Here is a 15,729-nt window from a genome sequence, read left to right on the forward strand (position 1 = left end):
GGTGATGGCGATGGCCCGCAAGAGCGCGCGCCCCGCGGGGCACGACGACGACGCCCCGGTCTTCGTCATCTCCGTCGCGGCCGAGCTGGCCGGCATGCACGCGCAGACCCTGCGCCAGTACGACCGGCTCGGCCTCGTCTCCCCGTCGCGCACCCGCGGCGGGGGCCGTCGCTACAGCACCCGCGACGTGCAGCTGCTGCGCGAGGTGCAGCGCCTGTCGCAGGAGGGGGTCTCCCTCGCCGGCATCCAGCGCATCCTCGACCTCGAGAACCACGTCGCGGCCCTGCAGTCACGGGTGGACGAGCTCTCCGCGGAGCTCGCCAGCGCGCAGGCCGCGCAGGCGGCCCTGGCGGCCGGGTCGCGCGTCTTTGCCGTGGGCCCGCGCGGCGAGGTCGTGACCGTGCGCCCCGGGCAGCGGCCGCCGCGCGTCCCCTCCTCGCAGGCCCTCGTCGTGTGGCGTCCCAACCGGTAGCTCGCGGGCTCGGGGCGCGAGCCTTACGTGTGTAACACTGTGCACGCCTCATGCAGCCGGGGCACCTTCGTTGCCCAATGCCCCGGAGGCAGTTTCTTGATCCCACTCCCGGACGTCGTATGACTCCGCACCAGCCGGAGGGCGACATCCACAGCGGCGCCGAGGCCGTCTCCAGCCGCCTGGAGACGCCTCCGCACAAGGAGACGCAGGCGCTCTTCGCTCAGACGGACTGGTCGACGACGCCTCTGGGCCCGGTCGAGACGTGGCCCAGCAACCTGCGTGTCCTCGTCGACGTCTGCCTCTCCTCGCGCTTCCCCATGCTCATCTGTTGGGGTCCCGAGCTGCACATGCTCTACAACGACGGCTACCGCGACATCCTCGGCCCCAACAAGCACCCGGGCGCATGGACGCTCCCGGTGCGTGCGGTGTGGCCCGAGGTGTGGGACGTCATCGGGCCGATGTTCGACGGTGTCACCAGCGGCGGTCCCGCGACCTGGGTCGAGGACGCGCTGCTCGTCGTCAACCGCGCCGGCTTCCTCGAGGAGGCCTACTTCACGTGGTCCTACGGGGCGATCCACGACGACGACGGCAAGGTCGTCGGCGTCCTCAACGTGGCCACCGAGACCACCGCCAAGGTCGTGGCCGAACGCCGCGCCCGGGTCTCCGCCGAGCTCGTCGAGACACTGGCCGACGCCCGCAGCCCCGAGGACGTACGCCGCCGAGCCGTCGCGGTGCTCGGCTCGCACACGCACGACCACACGAGCGCACAGCTGGTCTGGACCGGTGCCGGGGGCGCGCCCGGCGAGCACGACCGACCCGCCGAGGGCGACGACGTCGTGCACCGGGTGCCGGTGGTCGAGCCCGGGCAGCTCGAGCCCACCGCGGAGCTCCTCCTCACCGGCAACCCCCGCCGGCCGTGGGACACGCAGCTGCAGGTCTACGCCGAGCTGTGCGCCTCGCACGTCGCCATGGCCCTGAGCGGCATCCGGCACCTGCAGGAGGAGCGCCGCCGCGCCGAGGTGCTGGAGGAGCTCGACGCCGCCAAGACCGACTTCTTCGCCAACGTCAGCCACGAGCTGCGCACGCCGCTGACCCTCATCGCGGGGCCGGTCAACGACGCCCTCGCCGCCGACGGCCTGGAGCCCGACCAGCGCCAGCGTTTCGAGCTGATCCGTCGCAACACCGAACGACTCACGGGTCTCGTCGACCGCATCCTCGACCTCACTCGTGTCGAGGCCGGTGCGGTGGAGCCGCACTGGGTCGAGGCCGACATCGAGGAGCTCACGACCGGCGTCGCCGCCAACTTCCGCCCCGCCATCGAGCGCGCCGGGCTCGAGTTCGAGGTCGTCGCCGACGAGGTCGAGCACGCGGTCTACGTCGACGTCGACATGTTCGAGCGGGTCGTGCTCAACCTGCTCTCCAACGCCTTGAAGTTCACGCCGCGCGGCCGCATCAGCCTCCGGCTGGAGAGTCGTGACGACGGCTACGCGGTGTCCGTGACCGACACGGGCATCGGCATCGCCGAGAAGAACCTCGACCTCGTCTTCGACCGGTTCCGCCAGCTCGGCCGCGTCGACGACCGCCGCTCCCGTGAGGGTGCCGGCATCGGGCTGTCCCTCGTCCGGCAGCTCGTCGACCTGCTGGGCGGCACCATCGACGTGGCGTCCACGGAGGGGGAGGGCAGCACCTTCACGGTCTCCCTGCCGTGGGGCGAGCCGGCGTCGCACGAGGCGCTGCGGCCCTCGATCCGTCCTCGCTCGGCCGAGTCGTTCATCCTCGAGGCCAGCACGTGGGTGGTCCGTGACGACGTGGCGGCCCGGATGGAGGCAGGCGCGCCGGAGGCGGCCGCCTCAACGTCCGGCTCGACGTCCGACGCGGCCGCAGGCACGGGTGTCCGCCCGACGCTGCTCGTCGTCGAGGACAACCACGACATGCGCGACTACATCGCCCGGCACGTCGTCAGCGACTACGACGTCGTCTCGGTGCGGGACGGCGTCGAGGCGCTCGAACAGCTGCGGAGCGACCGGCCGTCCATCGTGCTGGCCGACGTCATGATGCCGCGCATGGACGGCATCACGCTGGTGCGCGAGATCCGTGCCGACCCGTCGCTGCGCGACCTGCCGGTCGTCCTGCTCTCGGCGCGCGCCGGCGCCGAGGCCAGCAGCACCGGGCTGCTCGAGGGAGCCGACGACTACGTCGTCAAGCCCTTCGACCCGCAGGAGCTCCGGGCCCGCCTGGCCGCCAACCTCGTCCGCTCGCGCTCGAGGTCGCGCGATGCCGCCTGGCTGCGCGCGATCGTCGAGGCCATCATCGAGCCGTTCGTCATCGCGGACGCGCAGGGACGCGTGCTCGACATGAACCCGGCCTTCACGCGTACGTTCGGCTGGTCCCTGGCCGACGGGCCGCTCGTGCCTCCCTACCCGTGGTGGCTCCCGGCGCAGGCCGGCGGGATCGAGCGGTCCCGGCACGAGGAGCGGATGACCGAGCTCCAGGCCGGCCGCCCGGTGCTCGACGACCGCTACCGCATCCTGCGCAAGGGCGGCGGCGAGGCATGGGTGCACGCCCGTGCGGCCAGCGTCCCGGCCACCGCCGACCACGACGGTTTCATCATCGTCGTCGTGCGCGACGAGACGCGTGAGCACGAGTCGCGGATGCGGCGTGAGCTGGCGGCCCGGATCGCCGTCGACCTCGCGAAGGCCGAGGACCTCGACCAGGCCCTGGCCACTGCGGTCACCGGCTTCACCGTCCTCTTCGACGGCGCGGTGACCCTGAGCGTCTCTCCGACGAAGGGCAAGCCGGTCGTTCTCTCGCCCCGCGGGCGGGTGTCGGCGGCGGAGCTGGAGCCGGCCGCGCGTCGCGGGCTCGAGTCGACCCCGTCCCGGCACGACGCCCTCGTCGGCGAGAAGCGCGAGGGACTGCTGCTGCTTCCCCTGGCCCAGGAGTGCGACTGCCGGGCGTGGGTGCAGTTCGACGAGCCCCGTCTCGTGTCGAGCGACGAGCTCGTCGTCGGAGACCTGCTCGCGCAGTCGCTCGGCCAGGCCGTCGACCGCGTGGTCGTGCTGCAGGCGCGTGCCCAGAAGGAGACTCAGCTCGAGCAGGCCATCGAGAGCCACCGCCTGATCGGCCATGCCGTCGGCGTGCTCATCGAGCGTCACCGGATCACGGCGCAGCAGGGTTTCGAGATGCTGCGCCGGGCCTCCCTCAACCGCAACATCAAGCTGCGCGAGATCGCCGCACGGGTCGTCGAGACGGGCCAGGACCCCGACACGGCCTGACCTCCCGGCACGGATTCCGATGCCGGGGGCCGCTGTCGCCGTGGCGTTTTGGCGGGAGCCCGGCCGGGATGCAAGACTGTGCTGCCTCCAAGATCGCGGGCCTTCGCCGGCATGCCTTGGAGGCTCGCGTGACGATCCCGCCCCCGTTCCCTTCAGCGAGCGACGACCGAGTCCTCGGTCGTCCGGCCGCTGCGGCCGAGCGGATCGCGGAGGCCGCCCGACGGATGGTCCTGCTCGACGAGCTCGAGGACGTGATGACCACCGCGGCCGCTGCCGTCGGTGACGCGATGGGCGCCGACGCGGTCCTGCGGGTCACCACCGCCCAGCACGACCTGTACGCGACGGCGTCGGGTGTCGTCCCGCCCGCCGCGCTGCCGGTCGAGGCCCGGGCGGCCCTGCTCGACGGCAGCGGTCCTGGCGTCCTGCTCGAGTCGGTCGCGGAGCTGGTCCGCTGCCGCAGCTGGGTCGGTGTCGACCTGGGGGTCGAGAGGGTCGAGAGGGCCGAGCGGACCGAGCTGCCGGACGCCCGGCTCGTCGGGGAGCTGCTGCTGCACTCGCTCGCGCAGGCGGTCCAGCGGACGGTCATCGTCGGGCGCAACCGCCGCAACGAGGCCAACCTGGAGCGCGCCCTCGACAGCCACCGCCTCGTCGGCCAGGCCATGGGCATCCTCATCGAGCGCCACCGCATCGTCGCCCACGAGGCCTTCGACCTGCTGCGCCGGGCGTCGCAGGACCACAACATCAAGCTCCGCGAGGTCGCCGAGCGGGTCATCGAGACCGGCGCCGAGCCGGGCGAGGTCGTCTGATCCCCCTACGCTTGGCTCCGTGAGCGCCGGCACCGAGCACCTGATCGTGCTGCCCGACCGCGAGGTCGCCGACGAGCTCGCCGCCGAGCTGGAGGCCGAGGGGTTGCCCGAGGTGCGCGTCGTGCGTGAGGCGCTCGCGGGCGAGGACGACGCGGAGGACCACGAGTGGGCCGTCTACGTGCGCACCCCCGCCGAGAGGGCGTATGCCGTCCGCTTCGAGGCGCTCGCCGCGGCCCACGGCGGGTGGTACGACCCCCACCCGCAGGGCTGAGCTGTCGGCTGGATGCCGAGCTGGGCCGCGGGCTCAGCCGCCGAGGAGCCGGGACAGCAGGCCGCGCCGCGGCTCGGTGACCGCGGAGGGCAGCTCAGCCACCGGGGCGGTGCCTGCGGTGGACGCAACGGGCGCGGTGGCCAGACCCTCCGGCTGGGCGCCCCCGAGGGTGGTGACCAGGCGGTCCAGCACCGCGTCGACGTCGGCTTGGGCGTAACCGCGCCGAGCCTTCGTCGTGGGGATCCAGGCGTTCTGCACCATGGCGACGAGGTCGGCGTCCGCCCGTGAGTCGGCGCCCGGGGAGAGCAGTCGCGCGACGATGGCGTCGATCAGGTCGTCGACGGCGGACTCCTCGTAGCCCTCGCGGAACTGCGTGGTGTGGAACCGCGCCCGGCGCAGCTCGTCGGCGAGGGCGGCACGGTCCATGGGCCGAGCGTACGGCGGCACCTGGCGTACGGCGGGTCGCCACGCGACGGCATACGCCCTCTCCGACCCACGCCGAAGTTGAGTGGAATAGACTCAACTCGGACCCGGTTGATCCCTGTGAACCCATCCCTCGACCAGGAGAACGCATGGACCTACAGCTGACCAACAAGGCTCAGGAGGCCTTCGCCCAGGCCGCGACCACCGCGACGGGCAAGCACCACCCGAACATCGAGCCGGCTCACCTGCTGCTCGCGTTGGCAGCACAGAGCGGCACGACCACCCCGGCCCTGCTCACGGCCGGCGGCTCGAGCGTGGCCGCCGCCACGGCGGCCGCCGAGCGGGCGATGGCGTCGATGCCGCAGGTCACCGGCGGCGTCCAGCAGCCGCAGCTCTCGCCGATCGGGCTGCGTGTCGTGCAGCAGGCCCAGCAGTACATGACGGCGATGGGTGACTCGTTCGTCTCCACCGACCACCTGCTCCTCGCGATCGCCCGCACCGGCCAGTTCGGCCTCGACGCCGACGCGATCGAGAAGGCCATCCCCGAGCTGCGTGGCGGCCGCAACGTCACCTCCGACAACCCCGAGGGCACGTTCGAGGCGCTGTCGAAGTACGGCACCGACCTCACGGCCCGTGCCCGGGAGGGCAAGCTCGACCCCGTCATCGGGCGCGACGCCGAGATCCGCCGCGTCGTGCAGGTGCTCTCGCGGCGCACGAAGAACAACCCCGTCCTCATCGGCGAACCCGGCGTCGGCAAGACCGCCGTCGTCGAGGGCCTGGCCCAGCGCATCGTCGAGGGGGACGTGCCCGAGAGCCTGCGCGACAAGACGCTCTACAGCCTCGACCTCGGCGCGATGGTCGCCGGCGCGAAGTACCGTGGCGAGTTCGAGGAGCGGCTCAAGGCCGTCCTCGAGGAGATCAAGGGCAGCGACGGGCAGATCGTCACCTTCATCGACGAGATCCACACCGTGGTCGGCGCGGGCGCCGGCGGCGAGGGCGCGATGGACGCCGGCAACATGCTCAAGCCCATGCTCGCCCGCGGAGAGCTGCGCCTCGTCGGCGCGACCACGCTCGACGAGTACCGCAAGCACATCGAGAAGGACGCCGCGCTCGAGCGGCGCTTCCAGCAGGTGTTCGTCGGCGAGCCGTCGGTCGAGGACACCATCGCGATCCTGCGCGGGCTCAAGGAGCGCTACGAGGCGCACCACAAGGTGACGATCGCCGACTCGGCGCTCGTGGCTGCCGCGTCGCTGAGCGACCGCTACATCAGCGGGCGCCAGCTGCCCGACAAGGCCATCGACCTCATCGACGAGGCGGCGTCGCGGCTGCGCATGGAGATCGACTCGAGCCCCGTCGAGATCGACGAGCTGCGCCGCGCCGTCGACCGCCTCAAGATGGAGGAGTTCGCGCTCGAGCAGGAGACCGACGCGGCCTCGCGTGACCGCCTCGAACGGCTGCGCAAGGACCTCGCCGACCGCACCGAGGAGCTCGCCGCCCTCAACGCCCGGTGGGAGGCCGAGAAGTCGGGCCTCAACGCCGTCGGTGACCTCAAGGCGCGCATCGACGACCTGCGCACCCAGGCCGACCGGCTGCAGCGCGAGGGGGAGCTCGCGGCGGCATCGAAGATCCTCTACGGCGACATCCCGACCCTCGAGAAGGAGCTGGCCACCGCCCAGGAGCGCGAGGCCGCGGCGGCTCCGGGTGGTGTGGAGGAGCCGATGGTCAAGGAGGAGGTCGGTGCCGACGACATCGCCGACGTCATCTCCGCCTGGACCGGCATCCCGGCCGGCCGGCTGCTCGAGGGCGAGTCCGAGAAGCTGCTCCACATGGAGGAGCACCTCGGTGCCCGGCTGATCGGGCAGACCGACGCCGTGCGCGCCGTGTCCGACGCCGTGCGGCGTACGCGGGCGGGCGTCTCCGACCCGGACCGACCCACCGGCTCGTTCCTCTTCCTCGGCCCGACCGGTGTCGGCAAGACGGAGCTGGCCAAGAGCCTCGCGGACTTCCTCTTCGACGACGAGCGCGCCATGGTGCGCATCGACATGTCGGAGTACTCCGAGCGCCACTCGGTCGCGCGGCTCATCGGAGCGCCTCCCGGCTACGTCGGCTACGAGGAGGGCGGCCAGCTCACCGAGGCCGTGCGCCGCCGGCCCTACTCGGTGATCCTGCTCGACGAGATCGAGAAGGCCCACCCCGAGACGTTCGACATCCTGCTCCAGGTGCTCGACGACGGGCGCCTGACCGACGGGCAGGGCCGCACGGTCGACTTCCGCAACGTCATCCTCGTGCTGACCTCCAACCTCGGCTCGCAGTTCCTCACCGACCCGCTGCTGTCGCCCGAGGCCCGGCGCAACGAGGTCATGGCGGTCGTGCGGTCCTCGTTCAAGCCCGAGTTCCTCAACCGGCTCGACGAGATCGTCGTCTTCGACGCGCTCAGCCTCGAGGACCTGACCCGGATCGTCGACCTGCAGGTCAAGGCGTTCGCGCAGCGGCTCGCCGACCGGCGGATCAACCTCGAGGTCACCGACGACGCGCGCCGGTGGCTTGCCGACAAGGGCTTCGACCCGGCCTACGGCGCCCGTCCGCTGCGCCGCCTGGTGCAGCGCGAGATCGGCGACCGCCTGGCCCGCGGCCTGCTGTCCGGCGAGGTCCGCGACGGCTCGACGGTCAAGGTCGGCGTCGGCTCCGACGGCGAGGCGCTCACCCTCGTCTGACCCACCCGCTCCTCGAGAGCGCGTTTCGTCCCACCTGTCACGCCGGCGTGTGGGGCGCGTGGGACGAACTGCGCTCTCGAGTTGGGTGGGAGGGGAGGAGGGCGTACGCGCGTACGTCCTTCGTCGTCGAGAGCGCGTTTCGTCCCACTCGAGTGCGCGTTTCGTCCCACCTGTCACGTCGGCGCGTGTGGCCCGTGGGACGAACTGCGCTCTCGAGTTGGGTGGGAGGGGAGGGCGTACGTCCTTCGTCGTCGAGAGCGCGTTTCGTCCCACCTGTCACGTCGGCGCGTGTGGCGTGTGGGACGAACTGCGCTCTCGAGTGGGGGGCGTACTCTTCATCGAGTGGGTCAGCTCGTGACGTCCTTGCCGGAGAATCGCGCCCAGGCCAGCAGCCAGAAGACGACGGCATACCCGAGGTCGACCCACAGGCCACGGGCGATGTTGTCCCAGAAGGGTGGGTCGCGGAGCAGGTCCGCGAAGGCCTGCCACTGGTCGACGAGCAGCCACGGGTGCAGCCACGCGATCTGCGGCACCGCGTCGGCGATCCACGACAGGATCGTGAAGATCACCAGCGCCACGGTCGCGGCGAGCGGCTGCTCCGTGAGCGTCGAGATGAACAGCCCGACGGCGCCGAGGGCCGCCAGCCCCGCGGCGATGTAGAGCCCGACGAGCACCACCCGCCAGACGGCCGTCCAGAACGGCAGCTCGGTGCCGGAGAGGGTCGGCATGGGCCCGGTGCCGAAGAGTGCGATCCCCGCGATGGCGCCCGCGACGGTCACGACGGCGACGCCCCAGACGGCGCCGATGACGAGCGAGGCGTACTTGACGGCGAGCAGCCGGGTGCGCCCGACCGGGACGGTCAGCAGGTAGCGCAGCGTGCCGAGGTTGGCCTCACCGGCCACCGAGTCGCCGGAGAGCATGGCGATCGCGAGCGGCAGGAACAGTCCCATCTCGACGCCCAGCGCGGCGAGCGGCACGAAGAGCCCGTTCGAGGTGATCGAGGACAGGAAGTCGGGCCCGCGCCCGGCGCGCGGCGCCGAGATGCGCACGGCGACGGCCATGAGCACCGGCACGGCGGCCAGCACGAGCAGCCCCATCTGGTTGCGGCGCCGGCCGCCGATGAGCGCCAGCTCCGACCAGAGCAGGCGGCCCGAGAGGCGCCTGCCCCATGGCGTCGGGCCCGCGGCCGCCGTCCCCGAGGGCGCGGACGTAGGCGCGGAGGTGGACCCGGTCACCGACTCAGCCACTGACATCGAAACCCTCCCCGGTGAGCGCGACGAACAGGTCCTCCAGGCTGGGGCTGCTCACGGTGAACTCCCTGACTCCCACCCCGCCCTGGACGAGCGCGGCGACGATCTTCTCCGGCTCCACCCCGCCGGGCACCCCGCATACGCCCCCGGCCGCCTGGGCGACCGAGGCCACGCCGAGCTCGCTCATGATGCGCATCGCCTCCGCGGGCTGCTCGGTCAGCACGCGTGCGACCGGCGCGGCCCCGCCGCGCACCTGCGCGGTCGAGCCCTGCGCGACCAGCCGCCCCTCGCTCATGACCCCGAGGTGGGTGCACATCTGCTCGACCTCAGACAGCAGGTGGCTCGAGACGAACACTGTCGTGCCGTCCGAGGCGAGCGAGGCCACCAGGTGGCGCACTTCGCGGGTGCCCTGCGGATCGAGGCCGTTGGTCGGCTCGTCGAGCACGAGCAGCTCGCGGGGGACGAGCAGCGCCGCCGCGATGGCCAACCGCTGGCGCATGCCGAGGGAGTAGGCGCGGTAGCGCTTGGCGGCGGCGGGAAGCAGTCCGACCCGGTCCAGCGCGGCGTCGACCCGCGCCGCAGCACTCCGACGGTCGGCCGTCAGGTCCGCGGCGTCGAGCCGTCGCAGGTTGTCGCGTCCCGAGAGGTACGGATGGAAGGCCGGCCCCTCGACGAGCGCCCCGACGCGGGGGAGCACCTGCTGCGCCTCGCCCGGAACCGACTGTCCCAGCAGGCTGCTCGTGCCCTCCGTCGGTCGGACCAGACCCAGCAGCATCCGGATCGTTGTCGTCTTCCCGGACCCGTTGGGCCCGAGGAAGCCGTAGACCGAGCCGCGCGGCACCGCGAGGTCGACCGCATCGACCGCCGTCGCCCCGCGGAACCGCTTCGTCAGGCCGCGGCTCTCGATCGCGAGGTCGACGACGTCCCCGACGCCGGCCACAGCAGTGGCGGTCACTTCGCCGCCAACGCGGTGTAGAGGGTCTGGGGTGCCACGGCCCCGACCGCCACGCGACCGTCGTCGGTGAGGACGGCGGAGAACAGGGTGCCCTCCAGCACGTGCCCCGTGCCCCACGCCCCGGAGGCTGTCGGCAGCGCCTTGAGGAGCGTGGCCAGCTGGCGTGCCGTGGCGTCGGAGCCGCCGCCGCTCGCCGACCCGGAGGCGGCCGGCATCCGGCTGACGACCACGGTGCTCCAGCCCGAGCCGACGACGCGCGTGGCGCCGGCCACCTTGGCTGCCGCGGCGGCCTGCTGCTTCGACGGTGCCGGGTTGGTCCCGGCCGTCCCCTTGGGCGCGGCCTGGTCGGACTGCGTCACGGTGGTGCCGGCGGGCGGCGTGAACGCGAACTGCCGTGCTTCGGGGGTGGAGAAGTCGACGGCCGTGAAGCCGACCTCGAAGGCGGGGTTCGACGCCTTGGTGGAGTAGACCTGCACGCGCAGGGGCACGTGCTTCTCGGCGTCGATCGCGATGCGCACCGAGGCCACGCGGGTGGCCGCGTCCTTCGGGGTCAGGACGAGCTCGTAGGCCGAGCGGCCCGCCACGGACGCGGTGCCCGAGGTGGTCACCGTGGTGTCCTTGCCCATCGCGGCGAGCGCCGCCGACGCGGCCTGGTCGGGAGTGCTCGGGACACCACTCGGTATGCCGCTCGGCCGCCCCGAGGGCCGGAGCGGTGCCGTGCCGCTCGTGCCGGCCCCTCGGTGCCCGGCCGGCACGGTGTGGTGCACGGCCGTCTTGTCGGCGCTCGACCACAGCCAGAGGTCGGTGCCGTTGCGGATCACGTCGGACTCCCCGCTCGTGCCGACGAGCGCGAGGCGCTGCCGCGTCGGACCGTCGACCCAGACCCGCCAGGTGTGGGTGCCGGACAGCAGCGAGGTGAGGGAGCTGCCGCCGGCCCCCGCCAGCGCGCCCGTGCCGCCACTGCCGCCGCCTGCCGGGCCGCCTCCGGTGAGCCCCGCGAGGGAGGGGAGGCCGAGGTCGGAGGTCTGCACCACCGTCCCGGAGAGGCTCGAGACGTCGGCGGAGCGCACGTCGGCGAGCAGCTGCTGCGCCGTGCGCGGTGGAAGTCCCGCGTCGGCAGATGCCGTTTGGTTGAGCGTCAGGGCGGCGACGCCGATGACGCCGAGGGCCGCGGCGGGCAGGCCCCAGCGAGTGGCCGGGTGCTGGGTGAAGATGCTCATGGGTTCATCGTGCGCCCGCCGGCCTGAGAGGCCACTGAGAACGCGAGAGGGGGCCACGGTCCGGCTCCGGCGCGCTCCGCCGCTGCGCCGTGCCATGGTTGCCGTGTGCGGGTGCTGCTGGTCGAGGACGAGGAGCGGATGGCGGCTGCCTTGGTGCGTGGGCTCGGCGCCGAGGGCTTCGTCGTCGACCACGTCGCCGACGGCGTCGCGGGCCTCGAGGCGGCCCGGTTCGGCGGCTACGACGTCGTCGTGCTCGACATCATGCTGCCCGGCCTCTCGGGCTACACGGTCGTGCGGACCCTGCGCGAGGAGCAGAACTGGGTGCCGGTGCTGCTGCTCACCGCCAAGGACGGCGAGTACGACGAGGCGGACGGCCTCGACTACGGCGCCGACGACTACCTGACCAAGCCGTTCTCGTTCGTCGTGCTGCTCGCCCGGCTGCGGGCACTGCTGCGCCGGGACCCCGGTCCGAGGCCGGTGGTGCTGAAGCAGGCGGGCGTAACGCTCGACCCCTCCAGCCACCGGGTCGAGGTGGACGGCGCCGAGGTGGCACTGGCGCCGCGCGAGTTCGTCCTGCTCGAGCACCTGATGCGCGCCGACCGTGCGGTCGTGGCGAAGGACGAGCTGCTCGACCGCGTGTGGGGAGGGTTGGAGGACCCGAACGTCGTCGAGGTCTACGTCGGCTACCTGCGGCGCAAGCTCGGACGGTCGCGCATCGAGACGGTCCGGGGCGCGGGCTACCGGATGGCGCAGTGAGCGAGTCGCTCCCACGAGCTGCCCTCTCGGACAGGCGAACCCACCGCCTGATGCAGCTCGGCCTGCGGGGGCGCCTCATGCTCGTGGGGCTGCTCGGCGTCACCGCCGCCCTCGTCATCGGAGGCGTGCTGCTCTACGTCGTGCTCACCGAGTCACTCTCGCGCTCCGTCGAGGCGGCCGCCCGCGCGAGCGCGGAGCAGGTGGCTTTGCTCGTCGATGCCGGTCGCGTGCCCGACCCGGTCCCCGTGTCGGGTGCGCAGGTGCTGCAGGTCCTCGACGGCAGGGGCCGGGTCGTCAGCGGCTCCGTGACGGCCGACCGGCTCACCTCGCTCGTCACCGACGACGAGCGCCGGCGGGCACTCGCGGGAGAGACGGTCATCGTGCCGGGCAGCCGCTCCGGCGTGAGCGGACGGCTGCAGGTGGCCGCCGTCGCGGCCGGCTCCGCGGGGCCGGAGGGTCGCGCCTACACCGTCGTCGCCGCGGCCTCCACAGCCGACATCGAGCAGAGCGCGAGCACCGTCCGCTGGCTCCTGCTCGCGATCTTCCCGCTGCTGCTGCTGGCGCTCGCACTCATCGCGTGGCGGGTCATCGGGGCCGCACTCGCCCCGGTCGAGTCGCTGCGCCGTGGAGCCGAACGCATCGACGACCCCTCCTCGGAACGTGAACGGCTGCCCGTGCCGCCGACCGGCGACGAGATCAGTGCCCTCGCCACGACCCTCAATGCCATGCTCGACCGCATCGCCACGGCTCGGCGCAAGCAGCGGGCCTTCGTGGCCGACGCCGCGCACGAGCTGCGCAGTCCGCTCGCCAGCATGCGCACGCAGCTCGAGGTCGCGCAGCGACTGGGGGAGGGTGGCCGGCTGCCCGGCGAGGTGCTCCCCGACGTCGACCGGCTCTCGGCGCTCGTCGACGACCTGCTGCTGCTGGCCCGGGGCGACGACGCGGGGACCGCCGGCGGCACGGCGCCCTCCCGCCCGGCGGCCACCGTCGACGTGCAACGGGTCGTGACCGGAGTGGCCGAGCGCTACCGCGCCGCGCGGGTCCCCGTTCGCGCGCCGGTCGCCCACCCGGGTGCCCGGCTCGACGCGAGCATCGCCGCCGAGGACCTGACCCGGGCCGTCACCAATCTCGTCGACAACGCGGTGCGCCACGCGAGGAGCGCGGTCACGCTCGAGGTCCGCAACGGCGCCGGGCACGTGGTGGTCGTGGTCACGGACGACGGGCACGGCATACCGGAAGCGGACCGCGAGCGCGTCTTCGACCGCTTCACCCGCCTCGACGAGGCCCGTGACCGCGACAGCGGCGGCACCGGCCTCGGCCTGGCCATCACCCGCGCCCTCGTACGGCGCTGGGGCGGCGACGTGCTCCTGGAGGACGCCGAGCCGGGCGTCCGAGCGGTGGTCACGCTCCGTGCGGCGCCTCGAGAATGAAAAGCTCTGCGGCCCAACCGAACTCACGCGCGGCGGCCACGTTCTCGGCGCGGTCGTCGGTGAACCACACGCGTTCGTGGGCCAGCTCGCACCCGAGGTCGGCCTCGATCGCGGCGTGCGCGGCGGCATACGCCCTCGGGTCGGGCTTGACCACGCCGAAGTCCGCGCTGTTGAGCACATCGTCGAAAAGCCTTGCGATGCCGAGGATCTCGAGCTCTTGCGGCACGAAGTCGGTGCCGTTCGTGAAGACGTAGGTCCGGTGACCACCCGAGCGCAGCGTCTCGAGGCGCTCGACCGTCTCGTTGACCACGGTCCCGCGGTGCTCGCGCCAGCGGGTCATGTGCTCGCGCACCCGGGCCGGCTCGGGGACGACCTCCTCGAGCGCGCCGCAGATGGCGGCATACCACTGCTCGAAGGTCTGCCGGCCCGTGATGGTGGGCAGCAGCAGGTCGCTGCGAAAGGCGGTCGCCGCGACGTGCCCGGCCGGCAGCCCGAGAGCCGCCTCGATCACCGGCGCGGCGTCGCCCGGGCCGAAGTCCCGGACGACGCCGTCGAGGTCGAAGACGTAGGCGGCGTGCTCCCTCACACCGAGGAGTCGCGCGGCGTGCGCTCGTCGTCGGCGGCAGTCGCGCCGTCGTGGCGGCCGGTCTCAGTGGCGTGGTCGGTGGTGTGGTCGGTGGTGTGGTCGGAGCCGTCGCCGTATGCCGTGTGCTCACCGGGTGCCGCGTCCGTCGGTTCCCCGGCCATCCCGTTGCCGACCGTGTCGTTGCTGAGGGTGTCGTTGGTGTCGCTGCCGTGGTGCCAGGAGGCGGTGCCCTCGTGGACGTTGCCGTGTGCGCGTCCGGTGACGACGTCGGCCACCGACGGCTGCTCGCGCTCGCGCAGCTCGGCCTCGCGCAGCGAGATCTCCTCCTCGCGGTGCGTGAGCTCGGACTCTCGCGTGTCGAGTCCCTCGTGGCGCGCGGCCAGCTCGTTCTCGCGGCGGCGCAGGTCCTCGTCGCGCAGGCCGGCGTCCTGCAGTCGCTGCTCGTGCTCACGGCGCGTGTTCTCCGCGTCCTGCTCGATCTCGGCGACGCGGGCGCGCTCCTTCTCCTCACGGCGCAGGCGAGCGCGCCGACGCACCGCGGCGGACAGTGCAGACCAGCCGAGGGCGAGGAGCAGCATGGCGGCCGCGCCGTAGAGCACGAGCTCGAAGGGGGAGGCGTCCCGGGTGAGGCCGAGCGCCGTGATCGCGACCGTCGTGGTCGCGGCGTGGGTGGCCACGTAGGCCAGCACACCGACTGCCGCGCCCAGCAGCAGCAGGATGACTCCGAGCAGTGCCATGGTTCGTGCTCCTTCATCAGGTGGCGAGGCGGTCCCGCCGCGGTCCCCGAACCTAGCCATACCCACAACGGCCCGGCCAACCGAGAGCACGGCACGGACTCGGTTAGCCTGAGGCGCATGCGCCTTCCGGGAAAGCTTGCGGCCGCTGGTCTCTCGGCGCTCTGCGTCGTCACCGCGGCCTCCTGCTCGAGCAGCGACGAGGGCGGGGCGCCGGGGCAGACGCAGCTCTCGCCCGCCCAGCGCCTGGCGGCCGCCAAGGCCAAGGTCGACGCCGCCCCCTCGGTCCACCTCCAGCTGGCCAGCTCCGAGGTGCCGCAGGGCGCGAGCGGCGTCGTGTCGGCCGACGGCTGGGGCAAGCACCCGCCCGCGTTCAAGGGCACCTTCAAGGTCTCGCTCAAGGGCGTGCAGGCCGATGCCGAGATCACCTCCCTGGGCGGTGACGTCTACGCGAAGCTCCCGCTGATCCCGGGCACCAACAAGATCGACCCCAAGGCGTTCAACCTGCCCGACCCGGCGGTCCTCTTCTCGCCCGACACCGGCCTGACGACGCTGCTGACGGCGACCACCTCGCCGACCGCGGGCGGGCAGGTGCGCCGCGGAGCCGACGTGCTCTCGACGATCAAGGGCGCCCTGCCGGGCAAGGCGGTGACCGACCTCTTCCTCATCGGTGACCCCAACGGCAGCTACTCCGCAACCTACGGCCTCACCGACTCCCAGGAGCTGCGCCAGGTGTCCATCGCGGGTCCGTTCTTCGGCTCGGGCACCACGTCGACCTACACGCTGGTCCTCGACCAGTACGGCAAGCCCGTGACCATCACCCGGCCCTGACGAGCG

The 15,729-nt window shown here is 72.8% G+C and carries 14 protein-coding genes; 8 read left to right on the plus strand and 6 right to left on the minus strand.

Annotated elements, in window-relative coordinates:
- Positions 1-4: 4 nt before the first annotated feature.
- The 4 genes from AB0316_RS04225 (at position 5) to AB0316_RS04240 (ending at position 4,824) form a co-directional block, all read left to right on the plus strand.
- Positions 5-472, plus strand: a complete 468-nt coding sequence (locus tag AB0316_RS04225; protein WP_366270708.1) for a helix-turn-helix transcriptional regulator — start codon at positions 5-7, stop codon at positions 470-472.
- Positions 473-591: 119 nt separating this feature from the next.
- The gene (locus AB0316_RS04230; protein WP_366270710.1) at positions 592-3,747 is read left to right on the plus strand and encodes an ATP-binding protein; all 3,156 of its coding nucleotides are present in this window, start codon (positions 592-594) and stop codon (positions 3,745-3,747) included.
- 128 nt (positions 3,748-3,875) lie between these two features.
- On the plus strand, positions 3,876-4,553 hold the full coding sequence (locus AB0316_RS04235; RefSeq protein WP_366270711.1) for an ANTAR domain-containing protein: 678 nt from the start codon (positions 3,876-3,878) through the stop codon (positions 4,551-4,553).
- Between the two features lie 19 nt (positions 4,554-4,572).
- Positions 4,573-4,824: a hypothetical protein gene (locus AB0316_RS04240; protein WP_366270712.1), complete on the plus strand. Its 252-nt coding sequence runs from the start codon at positions 4,573-4,575 to the stop codon at positions 4,822-4,824.
- A gap of 33 nt (positions 4,825-4,857) precedes the next feature.
- Here the strand turns inward: AB0316_RS04240 and AB0316_RS04245 are convergent, their stop codons facing one another.
- Positions 4,858-5,250 (minus strand): DivIVA domain-containing protein, encoded by a 393-nt coding sequence (locus AB0316_RS04245; RefSeq protein ID WP_366270716.1) that lies wholly within the window; start codon positions 5,248-5,250, stop codon positions 4,858-4,860.
- Between the two features lie 146 nt (positions 5,251-5,396).
- On the opposite strand from AB0316_RS04245, the gene clpB reads away from it, so the two are divergent.
- Positions 5,397-7,961 carry an ATP-dependent chaperone ClpB gene (gene clpB, locus AB0316_RS04250; protein WP_366270717.1) on the plus strand — a complete coding sequence of 855 codons (2,565 nt, stop codon included), beginning with the start codon at positions 5,397-5,399 and terminating at the stop codon, positions 7,959-7,961.
- Positions 7,962-8,308: 347 nt separating this feature from the next.
- Here clpB and AB0316_RS04255 read toward each other — a convergent pair whose 3' ends face one another.
- Genes AB0316_RS04255 through AB0316_RS04265 form a run of 3 tightly spaced genes read right to left on the minus strand, consistent with a single transcriptional unit; the run spans position 8,309 to position 11,386 of the window.
- Entirely contained in the window at positions 8,309-9,214 is a 906-nt protein-coding gene (locus AB0316_RS04255) for an ABC transporter permease (protein ID WP_366270718.1), read from the minus strand.
- A complete protein-coding gene (locus tag AB0316_RS04260) occupies positions 9,201-10,166 on the minus strand; it encodes an ABC transporter ATP-binding protein (protein ID WP_366270720.1) in 966 nt (321 codons plus the stop codon). The genes AB0316_RS04255 and AB0316_RS04260 overlap by 14 nt, the downstream gene beginning before the upstream one ends.
- The gene (locus AB0316_RS04265; protein ID WP_366270721.1) at positions 10,163-11,386 is read right to left on the minus strand and encodes a hypothetical protein; all 1,224 of its coding nucleotides are present in this window, start codon (positions 11,384-11,386) and stop codon (positions 10,163-10,165) included. Before AB0316_RS04265 ends, AB0316_RS04260 begins: the two co-directional genes overlap by 4 nt.
- Before the next feature lie 105 nt (positions 11,387-11,491).
- Between AB0316_RS04265 and AB0316_RS04270 the strand changes: the two genes are divergently transcribed.
- Together AB0316_RS04270 and AB0316_RS04275 are read left to right on the plus strand one after the other, a co-directional pair.
- Positions 11,492-12,142, plus strand: coding sequence for a response regulator transcription factor (locus AB0316_RS04270; RefSeq protein ID WP_366270722.1), 651 nt, complete (start codon positions 11,492-11,494; stop codon positions 12,140-12,142).
- Positions 12,139-13,572, plus strand: coding sequence for a HAMP domain-containing sensor histidine kinase (locus AB0316_RS04275; protein WP_366270723.1), 1,434 nt, complete (start codon positions 12,139-12,141; stop codon positions 13,570-13,572). The genes AB0316_RS04270 and AB0316_RS04275 overlap by 4 nt, the downstream gene beginning before the upstream one ends.
- Here the strand turns inward: AB0316_RS04275 and AB0316_RS04280 are convergent.
- Entirely contained in the window at positions 13,544-14,158 is a 615-nt protein-coding gene (locus AB0316_RS04280) for an HAD family hydrolase (protein ID WP_366270725.1), read from the minus strand. The genes AB0316_RS04275 and AB0316_RS04280 overlap by 29 nt on opposite strands.
- Positions 14,155-14,895: a hypothetical protein gene (locus AB0316_RS04285; protein ID WP_366270726.1), complete on the minus strand. Its 741-nt coding sequence runs from the start codon at positions 14,893-14,895 to the stop codon at positions 14,155-14,157. The genes AB0316_RS04280 and AB0316_RS04285 overlap by 4 nt, the downstream gene beginning before the upstream one ends.
- A gap of 117 nt (positions 14,896-15,012) precedes the next feature.
- On the opposite strand from AB0316_RS04285, the gene AB0316_RS04290 reads away from it, so the two are divergent.
- Entirely contained in the window at positions 15,013-15,723 is a 711-nt protein-coding gene (locus tag AB0316_RS04290; RefSeq protein WP_366270728.1) for an LppX_LprAFG lipoprotein, read from the plus strand.
- The last annotated feature ends 6 nt before the right edge of the window (positions 15,724-15,729 follow it).

The sequence above is a fragment of the Terrabacter sp. NPDC080008 genome (assembly GCF_040702505.1).
In the GTDB taxonomy this organism is placed as follows: Bacteria; Actinomycetota; Actinomycetes; order Actinomycetales; family Dermatophilaceae; genus Terrabacter.